This window comes from Aquirufa sp. OSTEICH-129A, assembly GCF_054558355.1.
On record NZ_JBPXKC010000005.1, the window covers coordinates 61094 to 75635 of the forward strand.

Sequence of the window (14542 nt, forward strand, 5' to 3'; positions counted from 1 at the left end):
ATTAGAATAATTTTACCAATATGCCCAATTGATATAGAATAGAAATTAAACCTCCATCAAGCTATTGCCATTAAAATGCATCCCACAATTTATAGCGCATCTCCAATGCCTTTCTAGAAGCCTGCAGTGCCTCCTCCCATTTCTTTTCCTCGTTTCCACATAATTGACAAACCATGTCGCTCGCTAAATGACTATGGTGATCGCCGTCAACTTCTATATGCCTTTCAATGTAATAGGTAAAAGTGGATACCTGCTCAGGCACCTCAGCATATAATTGTTCCAATAGGCGATGAAACATGGAAGGAATTAAATCCTCTCTTCCAAAGGTAAAAACTGCGGCTTTAACATGAATAGGGGCATGCAAGGCAATTTCAAAAGTATAGCCTAAAAAATCCTTCACATTAGGGTGTATCGCCACATGTTGAATCGCCTCCTGAACAGGCATGCCTTGTGAAACTTTCTCCAGCAATAAATCGATATCTGCAGTCGAGGCATTCATTTGCCTCATGGCCTTCAAATAAAGCTCAAAGTGACTTGTTCTGTTTCCCATTTCATCCACATCAGATTCTTCCCCTAATACGATTTCATTAATCAAATAACGGGTATCAGCTGTGCCAACGGGTAACCAAGGAATCTGTGTAGAGGTTAAATTTACTTGTAAGGATTTAAGTAAACTCATAAAATCCCAAACTGCAAATACGTGGATCTGAGTAAATTTTCGTAAACCCGATAAATCGCTAATCTTGGAATAAATAGGATGAGATAGAAGTCTGTTGCGATCGGATTCTAGTTCTTGCTTTAATCTTAAAATGTAATTTTCCATGAAAGGAAAAACACCATTTTTCTCCAATTGTTTACAGAAATAAGTCCTAATTTTTAAGGATTACAATAATCACAATACATAGGGTCCTCCAAGTATTTAGATGCTGGGTATAATTTTTCTTCCTCATGCAAACATTTTTGACAACGATAAATCTCCTTTAGTATCGATTGCGTAGGCAGAAAACATTGTGAACACAATAACCCTCCTTGAACCTCCATGATTGAAAAACCAGGAAATGAACAGCTAGGACAAAGTGAATTCATCTTCTGGATTAGCTGATGAGTCAATTGTTCAATCTGCCCCATTCGCGTAGGATTATTCATGGCACGCATATCCGTTTCTAAAAAACAAGATCCCGAATTTTTTAAGTATTGATCCACTAAAGAATAAAGTAGGCCTTCGTCCTTTATTCCTTTATGCATCTGAACTAGGTCATCCTTACTTTTTTTTAATATTAATGCGTGTGAAGGGAATTTAACCTGGGCTAAAAAAGCTGGAATCTCTTGCGTAGAATGTATTTCTAATCCACTAAAGTTCGTTTCGGTGCTCGTTTTTTGTACCCAAATTTCAATCCCATTTTGACGGTCTTTGAACATCAATAATTCCGTATCGGCCGGAGCAAAAAGTAAGTGAGGATGCGCACCAAATGAGCCCTCGGATGCTATCGCCACATCTTCACCATGCAGGTCCATCGCCATTTCACACTTTTGCCTAAGTACCTGAAGCGGCCTTCCTTTTCTTTCAATTTCCCCAGAAAAAGTACCCAGCATATCGGTATCCAATCGATCGCTTACGGCATATTGAAACCCAAACTCCTGCTGAAACAAAGGACCAATCACTAATTCCTTTTGGTGTTTTGTGGCAATGAGCAATGTTTTTCCTGAATAGTATTTTTTCCAATTCACTATTGAACCAATTGAAAAAAGATCGGCATACCTATGGTTATATTAAAAGGAAAGGTTACACCCAAGGCCATTGGGATATAAATACCAGGATCAGCTTTGGGCGCCACCATACGCATGGCCGCTGGAACAGCAATATATGACGCACTAGCAGCTAAGACGGCAAAAATCAAACGGTTTCCAGTGTTATCCGTAATGTAATGACTTAAACATGCCACCACTGAGCCGTTGAATAAAGGAAGTAGGATGGCAAAGAACAAGATGAAATAACCTTGCTGTTTAAATGCCGCAATTCTACTTGCTGCAACCATTCCCATATCCAATAAAAAGATAGCTAAAAATCCTTTGAAGATATCAGACGTAAAATGCTTGATTCCCGCAGTTTGATTTGAATCTGAAACGAAACCAATCACCAAACTACCTAAGATCATTAAAACACTACCATTAGTAAGGGAATGCTGTAAGGTTTTTTTCCATTGAAACTTTTCTCTTTTTTCTAGATTACTTTCTGAGGGAAATAAACTCATCAACAATAAGCCCATGATGATTGCAGGGAATTCCATCGCGGCCATTACAGCTACCATTTCTCCTCCAAACTTCATTTGATTCATCTCCAAGAATGCGACCGCTGTTACAAAGGTTACGGCACTCACGGAACCATAGGATGCAGCAATGGCGCCTGCATCATAAGAATTTAGTTTTATCCTAAGAATAAAAAAGGCATAAATAGGAATTATACTCGCAAGCCCTAAACCAAAAAGTAGGCTTTTAACAATGTCTCCGGTAATCCCAGTTCCGGCCAATTCTGTTCCTCCATTGAAACCGATAGAAAATAAAAGGTAAAGCGCAATAAAACTTTTAGAGGCGGCGGGAACCTCCAAATCACTTTTTAGAAATTTGGCCAACATACCCAATATAAAAAAGAGCAGGGTAGGATTGGTTAAGTTAAAAATTAATAGTTCGAAATTGATCATCATGTAGGCTGGGCTATGCTTGTTCTTGTAAAATTCTAAGTAGGTTTAATTCGATAAAAACGGCACTTGCTATGCCCATTTTCTCAAATATAGGATCTACTCCCATTTTAATAAGGAACACTAGTATAACAATGGAAATTAAGTGAAGGAAAATGGCGGATCGTTTTTTATGATTCATAGGTGCGTTTTTTCTGGGTGCAAAATAAATACCAATAAATCATTAAATTTTATTTAAATTTATAATGAATTACATAAATAATTTTTATGAACTATACCTTAAATCAACTCCAAATTTTTGTGAAGGTGGCTCAAACCAAGAGCATCACCAAGGCTTCTGAAGAGTTAAATCTGACTCAACCTGCGGTATCCATCCAAATAAAAAATTTTCAATCTCAATTTGAATTACCCTTGATTGAGATTGTAGGTAAAAAGGTTTATTTGACAGATTTTGGAAAGGAAATCGCCGAATCAGCAGAAGAAATTATAGAGCAAGTATATGCCATCAATTATAGAATGCGGGCTTTTCAAGGACAGCTTTTCGGTCGATTAAAGGTCTCCGTAGTATCCACAGGAAAATATGTTCTCCCCTATTTTTTAACTGATTTTTTAAAGGCCAATCAAGGGGTAGAATTATCCATGGATGTGACCAATAGAGGAAAGGTTATTGAAAGTTTAAAGCAAAATGAAGTTGATTTTAGTTTAGTTTCTCTTCCCATCGAAGGCAATCAATATGAATACATGGACCTAATTACAAATGAATTGTACTTGGTAGGAAACTCCGAACTTCTTGACCAAAATCCTGAGTTTAACCAAAACCAATTGCCAACGAACCTTCCCATTATTTTCCGAGAAGCGGGCTCTGGAACTCGAACCACCATGGAAACCTTCTTGGCTAATCAAGAAATACGGGTTCTCAAAAAAATTGAATTAATGTCAAATGAAGCGGTAAAACAAGCCGTCATAGCTGGCCTAGGCTATTCCATCATGCCTATTATAGGTATTAAAAATGAATTACAAAATGGCTCCTTACGCATTATTCCTCAAAAGGGATTACCCATTACCACGCAGTGGACGCTTGTTTGGTTAAAAGGGAAAAAACATTCCCCGGTAGCGGACGCATTTTTACGCTATGTGAAGGAGCATAAAGATCAGATAAGCCAGAAGTACTTTAAATAAAGAAAGCCATACACATAGTGCCTGGCTTTTCTGGAATATTTTTTCATTAAATAAACTAACCCATTCCGAAATTAGAATGAGTGGAAGTTAAAAGTTTCATAAATTATAGACGATTAATAATATTTAAAAATTAAATTTATTTATGATAATCATAAATAAAATTTATGCATTTTTCTAGGACTAGTTTATAGGCTCTCCAAACATATAATGGCCACTTTTTATAATGCGTCCCCTATGAAGTTCAACAATTCATTGATTTTTACCAGGTTATAAAAATCATTCCGACAAAAAATAGGACACCAAACTTTCCCACTCTTGTTCCAAAGAAAAATTAGGTCGAGATTTCTTGGCCCTAGCATACCAATAATCGGCATTCCAAAGATCTCCTTCTTTCCGATGTAAATAGGCATGCACCCAGGCAGAATCTCGATCATTCAATTGATCCACTTGGGCATGGGCCATGTCCCAGTCACCTTTAGCATCAAACCAAAGACTCTTGAGAATGGGAGAAAAATGGCTTTCTGGTGTGGAAAATTGTAGAGACTTCTTAAATGATTCTAGGCGATTCATGAAAAAATGAATTTAATTAAACCTCGAAAATACGATAAAATCCATCAATGGAAGCCAAATTTGGGCAAAGGTATTACATTAACATTTCAGATTATTACGTATATATATTTCCCCAACTCATTACTTTAAAATTCTTTCCGATTTAGTCCATTTTATCGGAGGAAATTGGTTCTCCATTTGCGCTTTAGATGGATTTCTCACTTTACTCAATTTGCCTTCTGTATACAGTTTTTCTGCGATCAAATTCCAAGTAGGATAATCTTGGTCTTCCTGCACCCAGTGATGATAAGAGGCTTCATTACACCAATTAGGTAGCTGTTGCATCGCTTTTCTGTGGGCAGGTGACCCCCTAAATTCTTTCATGGATTCTTCATCTTCCCAAAGCGTAAGGGTCCAAAAAGTAAAATGCTTATCCATTAACTCTTTCCCTTTCAAAAGCCCTTTCGAAGTTTTTAATGCTTTGGCAGAAGCTTCATTGGCCCGAATAAAGGGAATCAAAAAAAAGAGGGATTTAATACGAAGTCGAGTAACGGATATAAATGGCATATACTTTCTATCTTTTCGTGAAAGTAATAAGAAAAAACAAAAGTCTAAGTCATTGATTATAAAATAAATAGCCCTCCTATTGGGTCAACTAAGTCCTGCATTAAATCCAGCCTTCTGGTATTGGTAAATTTAATTCACTTGTTCTCTTCACTTCAACCAAATAAATCCATTGGCATACATAAGGTAAATTTTCAAAAACATTGACTTCGAAATAATTTTATTAAATTCAATTAACGATCTAAATAAAATGAAAAACCGAAGAGAATTTTTGAAACAAGGTGCCGGGTTTATCGGGCTTTCAGCCTTAGATTTTAATAAGCCTACCAAAGCACTTTTATCCTTTTCTACCTTGGGTTGCCCAGCATGGAATTTTTCTCAGGTTCTTCAACATGCTTCAGAAAATAACTACTCAGGAATTGAAATTAGAGGAATTAAAGGCGATTTGGACCTTCCGTCTAATCCTATCTTTTCTTCTTCCCAAATAGCATCCACCCTCCGGCAAACAGCTGATTTAAATTTGAAAATTGTGAATTTAGGTTCATCGGCCAATATGCATTTTTTAGATTCCCAAAAAAGAAAAAGTAATCTGGACGAAGCCAAAAAATACATCGAATTAGCCAGTCGTTTATCTTGTCCATTTATTCGGGTATTTCCCAATGACCTGCCCAAAGATCAGCCTGAAAAAGAAACGGTCCACGCCATCATTAAAGCATTGATTGAACTCGGGGATTTTGCCAAATCCTCTGGCGTAAAAGTTCTCCTAGAATCCCACGGGAAAGTCATAAAAAGTGACATGCTCCTACAAATCATGCAAGAAACGAATCATGCTCATGTAGGTCTTGTTTGGGACTTCTTTAATATGTGGTCTATCACCAAGGACCCTCCCGCGCAGGTATATGCGCAATTGAAAAAATATATATTTCATACACACATTAAAGATGCCATTGTTTCTGATAAGGAAGAAAAATATACCTTATTGGGACAAGGCAATGCCCCGGTTAAGGAAGCACTTCATGCCTTAAAAAAGGGGGGATACTCGGGTTATTATAGTTTTGAATGGGAAAAACTTTGGCATCCAGAGATCCAAGAACCAGAAATAGCTCTACCACATTTCTCAAAAAACTTTTCAAAATTTTGGAATTAAAAAATGGGTGCAAAGGATAAAAATACGTTTGACGCCATAGTCATTGGCTCTGGAATAAGTGGAGGATGGTCTGCCAAAGAACTCACAGAAAAAGGCTTAAAAACCTTACTTCTTGATCGAGGGAGAGATGTAAAACACGTAGCAGATTATCCCACTGCCATGCATCAACCATGGGATTTCCCCCATGGGGGACAAGTCCCTTTGGAAATTAAAAAAGACTATAAAATTGCCAGTAAAAATTTTATCTTTTCTGAAGCTACTGCTCATTTTTTAACCAAGGACGAAGAACAAGCCTATATTCAGGAAAAACCCTACGATTGGATTCGGGCTTATCATGTAGGAGGACGATCTCTTTTATGGGGTCGTCATACCCAGCGTTGGAGCGATTTTGATTTTACTGGTCCTGCTCGGGATGGATTCGCGGTCGACTGGCCTATTCGATATAAAGACATCGCACCTTGGTATAGTTATGTGGAAAAATTTGTGGGGATTTCTGGCAATAAAGATGGTCTAGAAATATTACCTGATGGCGATTTTATCAAACCCTATGAATTGTCATGTGTAGAGAAACACTTTGGCGAGGTTTTAAAAAATAAGTATTCAAATCGACATGTAATCATTGCAAGAACTGCCAATTTAAGTCAAGCAGAAAAAATCCATAACACTGTAGGCAGAACCCAATGCCAAAATCGAACTCTTTGTGAGCGAGGATGTCCCTATGGTGGTTATTTCAGCAGTAATTCCGCCACCTTACCTGCAGCTTATAATACAGGAAACCTAACTTTAAAAACGCACGCCATTGCTCATTCCATTCTCTTTGACGAAAAGAAAAATAAGGCCATTGGCGTCCGGGTGGTTAATGCCTTAACTCATGAAATGGAGGAATATTTTGCTTCCGTCATTTTTGTAAATGCTTCACCATTAGCTACTAATTTAATTTTATTGAATTCCGTTTCATCTCGTTTCCCCAATGGTTTAGGCAATGATTCAGGTGTATTGGGGACACATATGGCTTTTCACAGTTATCGAGGAAGAATAACAGCCGAATATGATGGGAATTTGGACTATAAAACAGAAGGCAAAAGACCTACCTCAGGATATATACCCCGGTTTAGAAATGTTTATCAACAAGAAACGGATTTCTTAAGAGGCTATGCCAGTAATCTTACCGCCAGTCGGGTGATAGAAAATGCCAAAGACCTGATGGGAGAATCCTTGAAGGAATCCTTATTAAATCAAAAGCTTGGAAATTGGTATATCAATGTGGGTATGATGGGAGAGACCATTCCCAAAGCTCATTCCACCGTTCGTTTGGATAAAGAATTGAAGGATAAGTATGGTATTCCTCAACTAAGAGTTTCCATTGCTTATGATGACAATGACGAGAAAATGTTAAAAGATTTTCATCAACAATTCACAGAAATGTATGAGGCCGCTGGTTTCAAAAATATACAGCCCATTGATACCAAACGGTTACCCGGAAATGAAAATCATGAAATGGGTGGCGTAAGAATGGGCCGCGATCCCAAGACCTCCATGTTGAATGCTTTCAACCAAATGCACCACTGTAAAAATGTATTTGTGACCGATGGCTCTTGCATGACTTCTACCTCAACTCAAAATCCCTCCCTAACCTATATGGCCCTAACTGCCCGGGCTGTGGATTATGCAGTTAGGGAAAAAAAGAAGCTGAATTGGTAAGGCTTACATGTTTAATTTTGAACAATATGGGATTCATTTAAACGCATAAATACATTGGAAAATTTAAAAATATCAACAGCTCAATTTGAAAATAAAAGTGGCGATAAAGATTATAATTTATCCGTCATTGAAAAACTAGCGAAGAAAGCCGCTGAGGAGGGTTCGGAAGTGATTGCCTTTCATGAATGTTCCATCACAGGTTATACATTTGCTCGCCACCTTTCCAAAGAACAAATGCTGGAAGTGGCAGAACCCATTCCAGATGGAAAAAGCATCATCAAATTGAAAGAAATAGCGGCGAAATATAACATCGTTATTTTGGCAGGACTATTTGAAAAAGATGCGCAGGACCATTTATACAAAGCCTATGTTTGTGTGGACAAAAATGGCTTAGTGGCCAAATATCGAAAATTACATCCCTTCATCAATCCACATCTAACCCCGGGTAATGCGTATTGTGTGTTCGAAATTAAAGGCTGGAAATGTGGTATTTTGATTTGTTACGACAATAATATCATTGAAAATGTACGAGCCACCAAGTTATTAGGTGCCGATATTATTTTTATGCCGCATGTGACCATGTGTACCCCATCTACCCGCCCGGGTGCAGGCTTTGTGGACCCTAAATTATGGGAAAACCGAGAGGCCGATCCAACTTCTTTACGGTTGGAATTTGATGGCATGAAAGGCCGAGAATGGTTGATGAAATGGCTTCCTTCCCGAGCCTACGATAATGCCATTTATGCCATATTTTCTAATCCCATAGGCATGGATGATGACCAATTAAAAAATGGTTGTTCCATGATCATTGACCCCTTTGGTGACATCATAGCTGAATGCCGTACTTTCGATGACAGTTTCGTCACAGCCACCCTGATCCCAGATAAACTCAGCCTAGCGGGCGGCCACCGCTACCTGAAGGCCCGTCGTCCTGACTTATACAAAAACATCCTGAGCCAAGATCATACACCAGAGCAGAAAGTGGTATGGTTGGAGGGGAAATAAAAAAGCCGGTCTTATAAATCCCAAAATATTAGCATAAAAATCTAGTCGTTCATTTTAAAATTCAACCCGTCATCCTACCATTTCACTAGTTCATCATAAAATTCTCCACGCTTAGTTCATAATTCGACAAAATCAGCGAAAAAAGTATTTAATTCAATTTGAAAAATCAGCTAAAAAGGCAAGAATTCATCAGATTCAATAAATACGAACAACCATGACAAAGGAAGAATTTCTTAAATCCCCTTACTTTAAAATCTTATTTCCGATCCTTGCGATAGCTATGATTATCGCCTTATGGAAAAATGGATTTGAATTTGGACAATGGCTATACCAGATTTCACATTAAGTCCGTTTTTATCAAAATTCGAAGTGCCTGTGACTACCATTTTACCCTAATATGAAACTTGAGCAACCCTTCTTATAAATAATAGAAATTAAACTGTATTTTAGTTCTTCTAAATAAAATCATAGTTATAACTTATTTATTACCAAGCCTTTAGCCATTATGAAAAATAACTATTCCTTGACTTTTAAAATCAATTTCATCCTCTTACTTACCAGTTTGGCATGGAATACGATGGCTCAAGATGGAACTATCTATCCCTTGGAGGCCCCCAAAGAACCCAATGCCATCCCTTTAGGCACAGGATCTGTAAAGGACCAGCCGGCACCAGAAACTTGGTTTCGCCAATGGGGAGATCCCATGGCACGTAACATTTCCAAAGCAACCCTTACACCCTTTTTCCCCGAAAAAGGCAAAGCAAATGGAACAGCAATTATCGTGGCCCCAGGCGGTGGATACCGTTGGCTTTCTATGGGTAATGAAGGTTGGGAAGTAGCTGAAGCCTTAGCCAAAAAAGGCATCACGGCCTTTGTGTTAAAATACCGCCTTTTCCCAACTGCTGAATCATTGGAAGATTTCAAAGCTTGGATGAACCGCCCTCGTCCTGCTCCGGCAAAATCGGATGACCCCTCAAAACCCACTACTCCAGCGCCTCAACAAATGGACCTTAGTAATCAATTGCAAGATGCAGAAGCTGCCTATGCCATGATTGTTAAAAACGCTCAAGAATGGGGCATAGATACCCAACGCATCGGAATGATTGGCTTTTCAGCAGGTGCTGGGTTGACCATGCATGCCACGCTGAATTCCAAGACTATGAAATTAGCCTTCATTGGTCCCATTTACGGGGGAATGGGCCCTGTAAAAGTTCCAGAAAATGCTCCTCCCATGTTCAATGTCATCGCCTCAGATGATTTTCTATTCAATTCCCAGTTCGGTATCATTGATTCCTGGTTTAAAGCTGGCAGACCCGTTGAATTTCATTTATATCAAAACGGGGGGCATGGATTTGGTTTAGGAAATCCGAATAGGACAAGTAACCGCTGGTTTGATGCCTTTATGCACTGGCTAGAGGTTAATAAATTTTTGGTAGCTAAGTAAATCGAAATGATAAGAAAAGAAGTTACAATCATTTCAAGGTAGTGGCAATAAATAAGAAAACCAACATCACTTAAAGAGCGAGATCGTATAATCCAGCAATTCTCTTCCTCCTATTTCTCCATGTCCTGGTATCACTAGCCGAACATCCTGATAGTTCTGTTTGATTTTCTCTACGGTTTTAGACCATTCACTGACGTTCGCGTCCCCTAAATATCCCTTCGTAGCATTCACTTCCTTAATCAAACAGCCCCCAAATAATATCTTCTCTTTGGGGAAATATCCTACTACATTATCTCTGGTATGTCCTTCTCCAAAAAATGATGCCATGACAAAGGATTGACCCAGATTCAATTTCAGGGAATCTTTAAATGCATGTTGTGGAAAGGCCGTTTGGTTTGCCTTGGCCAGTTCGATTGTTTTTACATTCCCATAAGAAGGAACATTATTTTCATGAAATGCGGCTAAACCTCCTAAACAATCATCATGAAAATGAGTAGGAATAATGGCGTTTATTCGGCAATGAAGAACATCCCTAATGTATTTGATTAATGCATCCGCACTTTTATTGTTGGTAGGAGTATCAAAGACAATTACTTCATTTGCATCTCTACTGATTAATCCATTACAAGGCACCTTCCCAAAATCATTGGTTTGAAGATATGAAGTATGTAAAAAGCTATTTTCAGAAATTTGAATGATCTGTAAATCCGCCGATTGATATACTTTTTTAGGCTTAAAAACTTGACCCTGAACATTGCTTAAAATACAAAAAACCAAAGATGACACTAGAAGTGAAAAAAAAGAATAAGTCCTTAATTTTTGAATAAAACCTGTCATTGAGAAAACCTATAAAATTGTATTTGTTGAAAATTTAGGCACTTAATAAGAAGCCAAAAATACTAGCTCGTTTTCATCTTTTTTTTATGGAAAATCAATGCAAAAACCACAATAAATAAAATTAGGTGCAAAAAACTTATTGAATAATAGGTAAAATAAGACACCTGAACCTGAGGAACAGGTAATTTGGGTACAAATAAACCCGCTCCGGTATTACTGGAAGAAAAAACAAATGATTGGACCATATTCCACCCAAAATGCATCCCCATTGGCGCATATAAGGATTTCGTTTTGAAATAACCTAAAGCATAAATATATCCCGCCGAAAATGTAATGACAAAGATCCAAAACATTTGCATGGGGTTATTAAATACCTCATAGCTAAACCAATGATATATCCCAAAAGCGGTAGAAGAAATTAAAATCGCTTTGGTGCCCCCTAACCTTTTAATCAAAATATAGAATAAAACCCCTCGAAAAATCAGCTCTTCATACATGACTGATTTTATTTGATACCAAATAGCATGGAAGGCTTGCTGGCCAGTCAGAGAACTATTAAAAACCCACATTTCTTGGGCAAATACCATTCTCAAGCCGAATGTAATAGAACTGCACAAACCTGCTAGTAAACAAAAAAGTAAAAAATCCCTGATTTTTGTTTGTGTTGGTTTTAACCCTAATACAGTAAGGTCTTCTTTTTGTAGCCAGCGAATGATGAAATAAGATATGACTAGTTGAATGAATAGTCCAAGCATACCGTTTTTTTCTTGAATATACTTAATCCTATAATTAAACCCATCATCCGACAAGGATTACCCAAGCTTGGGTTCATCCATTCTTTAGATTAAAAATAGAAATTCTTATTAATCTGGTCTTCTTATTTGACCCAGAAAAACAAACAAATATTATTTAAAATAATTCTAAATAGCTTGCATGGCTTAATTTTACAAGCTACATTTGTACTCTATTTATAATTAGTCTAAATAAATTTTGAATGAAATATCTTGCTTTTGTAGCCACATTACTATTTTATGTACCAACTTTTCCCCAAAGTGCTCAAATTTCTGGACAGATAGAATCCGCCTCTCATGAACCCCTTCCCGGGGCATCCATCGTGCTCATAGGAACTGTGCGAGGAGTTCAAAGCAATATGTCTGGGAAATACCTACTAAAAGGCTTAAAAGCCGGCCAATACACCCTTAAGGTAAGTTTTGTGGGCTATAAGCCGAGCGTACAAGAGATAACTTTGGATGACGGCGAACAAAGGGTCACTAATTTTGTCCTAAATGATGCTGCCGAACTGAATGAGGTTTCTGTCTATGCTCAATCTGGGGTGAAGGGCAATGCATTTTTACCACAGGTAAATGAGTACACCATCACCGCAGGTAAAAAAAATGAAGTCATTGTACTCGACAATCTTCAGGCCAATTTAGCGATGAATAATTCGCGTCAAATCTTCTCCCGTACACCAGGGATTTCCATCTGGGAAAGTGATGGCTCAGGAATTCAACTTGGTGTAGCTTCAAGAGGCCTATCTCCCAACCGGTCCTGGGAATTCAATGTACGCATGGATGGATATGATATTACGCCTGATCCCATGGGCTATCCAGAAGCCTATTATACCCCACCCATGGAGGTAGTTGACCGAATCGAAATCATTCGTGGAGCCAGTTCATTGCAATATGGGCCACAATTTGGTGGACTTATGAATTTCGTATTGCGTAAACCCGACATTTCGACTAAACTCCTTATCGAAAGCCAAAATACTACGGGGAATAATGGACTTTTCAGTTCCTTCAACTACCTTGGCGGAACCTCGGGTCGACTAAGCTATACCGCGTATTATCAAAAAAGAATCGGAAACGGATGGCGACAAAATTCCTATTTTAATACGGACCATTCCCATGCAGAACTATCTTATGCACTAAGCAATAAGGTGAAAATTGGTGCACAATTGACCTACATGTATACGCAAAGCCAACAGCCTGGCGGATTGACTGATGGGGAATTTGCTAAAAATTCTCAGCAAAGTATGCGGGCAAGAAACTGGTTTAGCAATCCATGGCTAATCTATGCACTAACGGCGGATTATGTAATCAATACCGATTCCAAAATTTCCATTAAATATTTTGGTACCACCGCCGAAAGAAGCTCAGTGGGGTTCACCAGAGCCATTAATGAAGTAGATCCATTAGGAACACGTCAAGTAGATCAAGATTTTTACCAAACCAATGGACTAGAAATGCGCTATTTGCTTACCTATAACTTGGGCTCATGGAAGAATACCCTGGCGACAGGCCTTCGTTATTTTTCAGGGGAAATTAAACGAAAACAACAGGGCGCAGGAAGTAAAGGGAGCTCCATGGATTTTTCCATACAAGGACCATTTACCCGAGATTTAATATTCCACAATACCAATTATGCTGCTTTCGCTGAAACAATTTTACGACCATCTGATCCCCTACTTATCACATTCGGTGGACGCTTGGAACAAATTGATACACACATGATGGGACAAATAGGCCTAAGCTCATCGGGGTCTGCCATCTTTGCCACACCCACTAGCCGAGGTCGCTCGTTCTTACTTGCAGGAGTTGGAGCCGAATATAAGGTAAGTAAGAGAACTAAGCTTTATAGCAACATCGCTCAAGCATATCGTCCGGTATTGGCTTCCGACTTATTACCCCCAGCTACCACGGATGTCATTGATCCCAATTTAAAAGATGCCAAAGGTTTCAATTTTGACCTAGGCTATCGTGGTGAATTGGGCAATTACCTAACTTTTGATGTAGATTACTTTTACCTCGACTATGACAATCGTGTGGGAACAATTTCTCAAATGAATACGGATGGAAAAATCTATCAATATCGGACCAATCTGGGACATTCTGTTTCTAAAGGGATGGAGGCCTATGTCGAATTCAGCCCTACCACGGCCTGGTTAAAACACCAAAAATGGGGAAATATCTCTATGTTCGCCTCCATTGCAGCGATTGACGCTAGATATTTAGACTTTAAGACGACATCCATAGCCAATGGCCAAATTGTAGAAGGAAATTTGGCAGGCAAACAAGTAGAAAATGCCCCGCAAAAAATCAATCGATATGGAATAAGCTATTCAAAAAAAGGCCTATCATTAAGTTGGCAAATCAGCGACATCGGTTCCACATTTGCAGACGCGAGTAATACTTTTAGCCCCAATGCCGCTGCCACTACTGGGTTTATTCCTTCCTACCAAGTACAGGATATTTCAGGGTCCTACAAATTTAAAAAATACGCTCAACTGAAATTTGGGGTAAATAATTTATCAGATGTACGCTATTTTACGCGGCGTTCTGGCGGATACCCTGGTCCTGGTATTTTACCTGCCGACGGCCGTACCTGGTATGTAGGTTTAAATTTGCGATTTATCAATTAAAA

At 38.5% G+C, this 14542-nt stretch carries 14 protein-coding genes; 6 read left to right on the top strand and 8 right to left on the bottom strand.

Annotated elements, in window-relative coordinates:
• Window positions 1-70: 70 nt before the first annotated feature.
• The 4 genes from SKC36_RS10210 to SKC36_RS10225 are packed head-to-tail and all read right to left on the bottom strand — an operon-like array spanning window position 71 to window position 2877.
• Entirely contained in the window at window positions 71-823 is a 753-nt protein-coding gene (locus tag SKC36_RS10210) for a DUF3050 domain-containing protein (protein ID WP_459453689.1), read from the bottom strand.
• A gap of 53 nt (window positions 824-876) precedes the next feature.
• Window positions 877-1728 carry a DUF6671 family protein gene (locus tag SKC36_RS10215; RefSeq protein ID WP_459453688.1) on the bottom strand — a complete coding sequence of 284 codons (852 nt, stop codon included), beginning with the start codon at window positions 1726-1728 and terminating at the stop codon, window positions 877-879.
• A complete protein-coding gene (locus SKC36_RS10220) occupies window positions 1728-2702 on the bottom strand; it encodes a sodium-dependent bicarbonate transport family permease (protein WP_459453687.1) in 975 nt (324 codons plus the stop codon). Before SKC36_RS10220 ends, SKC36_RS10215 begins: the two co-directional genes overlap by 1 nt.
• A 10-nt stretch (window positions 2703-2712) precedes the next feature.
• A complete protein-coding gene (locus SKC36_RS10225; RefSeq protein WP_459453686.1) occupies window positions 2713-2877 on the bottom strand; it encodes a hypothetical protein in 165 nt (54 codons plus the stop codon).
• An 86-nt stretch (window positions 2878-2963) separates the two neighbouring features.
• On the opposite strand from SKC36_RS10225, the gene SKC36_RS10230 reads away from it, so the two are divergent.
• Window positions 2964-3875, top strand: coding sequence for a LysR family transcriptional regulator (locus SKC36_RS10230; RefSeq protein ID WP_459453685.1), 912 nt, complete (start codon window positions 2964-2966; stop codon window positions 3873-3875).
• A gap of 276 nt (window positions 3876-4151) precedes the next feature.
• On the opposite strand, the gene SKC36_RS10235 is transcribed toward SKC36_RS10230, so the two are convergent.
• Window positions 4152-4445, bottom strand: coding sequence for a hypothetical protein (locus SKC36_RS10235; RefSeq protein WP_459453684.1), 294 nt, complete (start codon window positions 4443-4445; stop codon window positions 4152-4154).
• 120 nt (window positions 4446-4565) lie between these two features.
• Window positions 4566-4991: an antibiotic biosynthesis monooxygenase gene (locus SKC36_RS10240; RefSeq protein ID WP_459453683.1), complete on the bottom strand. Its 426-nt coding sequence runs from the start codon at window positions 4989-4991 to the stop codon at window positions 4566-4568.
• Between the two features lie 247 nt (window positions 4992-5238).
• Between SKC36_RS10240 and SKC36_RS10245 the strand changes: the two genes are divergently transcribed.
• The 4 genes from SKC36_RS10245 to SKC36_RS10260 all read left to right on the top strand — a co-directional run bounded on the left by SKC36_RS10245 (window position 5239) and on the right by SKC36_RS10260 (window position 10285).
• The gene (locus SKC36_RS10245; protein WP_459465798.1) at window positions 5239-6135 is read left to right on the top strand and encodes a sugar phosphate isomerase/epimerase family protein; all 897 of its coding nucleotides are present in this window, start codon (window positions 5239-5241) and stop codon (window positions 6133-6135) included.
• Window positions 6136-6138: 3 nt separating this feature from the next.
• Window positions 6139-7836, top strand: coding sequence for a GMC oxidoreductase (locus SKC36_RS10250; protein WP_459465799.1), 1698 nt, complete (start codon window positions 6139-6141; stop codon window positions 7834-7836).
• A gap of 54 nt (window positions 7837-7890) precedes the next feature.
• Complete coding sequence (locus SKC36_RS10255) at window positions 7891-8841, top strand: nitrilase family protein (RefSeq protein ID WP_459465800.1); 951 nt, start codon at window positions 7891-7893, stop codon at window positions 8839-8841.
• A 577-nt stretch (window positions 8842-9418) separates the two neighbouring features.
• On the top strand, window positions 9419-10285 hold the full coding sequence (locus SKC36_RS10260; protein ID WP_459465918.1) for an alpha/beta hydrolase: 867 nt from the start codon (window positions 9419-9421) through the stop codon (window positions 10283-10285).
• 66 nt (window positions 10286-10351) lie between these two features.
• Here SKC36_RS10260 and bla read toward each other — a convergent pair whose 3' ends face one another.
• Window positions 10352-11122: a subclass B1 metallo-beta-lactamase gene (bla, locus tag SKC36_RS10265; RefSeq protein ID WP_459465801.1), complete on the bottom strand. Its 771-nt coding sequence runs from the start codon at window positions 11120-11122 to the stop codon at window positions 10352-10354.
• Window positions 11123-11184: 62 nt separating this feature from the next.
• A complete protein-coding gene (locus SKC36_RS10270) occupies window positions 11185-11877 on the bottom strand; it encodes a CPBP family intramembrane glutamic endopeptidase (protein WP_459465802.1) in 693 nt (230 codons plus the stop codon).
• A gap of 239 nt (window positions 11878-12116) precedes the next feature.
• Here SKC36_RS10270 and SKC36_RS10275 point away from each other — a divergent pair, with 239 nt between their 5' ends.
• Entirely contained in the window at window positions 12117-14540 is a 2424-nt protein-coding gene (locus SKC36_RS10275) for a TonB-dependent receptor domain-containing protein (RefSeq protein ID WP_459465803.1), read from the top strand.
• Window positions 14541-14542: the final 2 nt, after the last annotated feature.

Coding starts and splice junctions, on each gene's coding strand:
- SKC36_RS10210 (WP_459453689.1), bottom strand. CDS start 823: ATGGAAAATTACATTTTAAGATTAAAGCAAGAACTAGAATCCGATCGC.
- SKC36_RS10220 (WP_459453687.1), bottom strand. CDS start 2,702: ATGATGATCAATTTCGAACTATTAATTTTTAACTTAACCAATCCTACC.
- SKC36_RS10225 (WP_459453686.1), bottom strand. CDS start 2,877: ATGAATCATAAAAAACGATCCGCCATTTTCCTTCACTTAATTTCCATT.
- SKC36_RS10230 (WP_459453685.1), top strand. CDS start 2,964: ATGAACTATACCTTAAATCAACTCCAAATTTTTGTGAAGGTGGCTCAA.
- SKC36_RS10235 (WP_459453684.1), bottom strand. CDS start 4,445: ATGAATCGCCTAGAATCATTTAAGAAGTCTCTACAATTTTCCACACCA.
- SKC36_RS10240 (WP_459453683.1), bottom strand. CDS start 4,991: ATGCCATTTATATCCGTTACTCGACTTCGTATTAAATCCCTCTTTTTT.
- SKC36_RS10245 (WP_459465798.1), top strand. CDS start 5,239: ATGAAAAACCGAAGAGAATTTTTGAAACAAGGTGCCGGGTTTATCGGG.
- SKC36_RS10250 (WP_459465799.1), top strand. CDS start 6,139: ATGGGTGCAAAGGATAAAAATACGTTTGACGCCATAGTCATTGGCTCT.
- SKC36_RS10260 (WP_459465918.1), top strand. CDS start 9,419: ATGGCTCAAGATGGAACTATCTATCCCTTGGAGGCCCCCAAAGAACCC.
- bla (WP_459465801.1), bottom strand. CDS start 11,122: ATGACAGGTTTTATTCAAAAATTAAGGACTTATTCTTTTTTTTCACTT.
- SKC36_RS10270 (WP_459465802.1), bottom strand. CDS start 11,877: ATGCTTGGACTATTCATTCAACTAGTCATATCTTATTTCATCATTCGC.
- SKC36_RS10275 (WP_459465803.1), top strand. CDS start 12,117: ATGAAATATCTTGCTTTTGTAGCCACATTACTATTTTATGTACCAACT.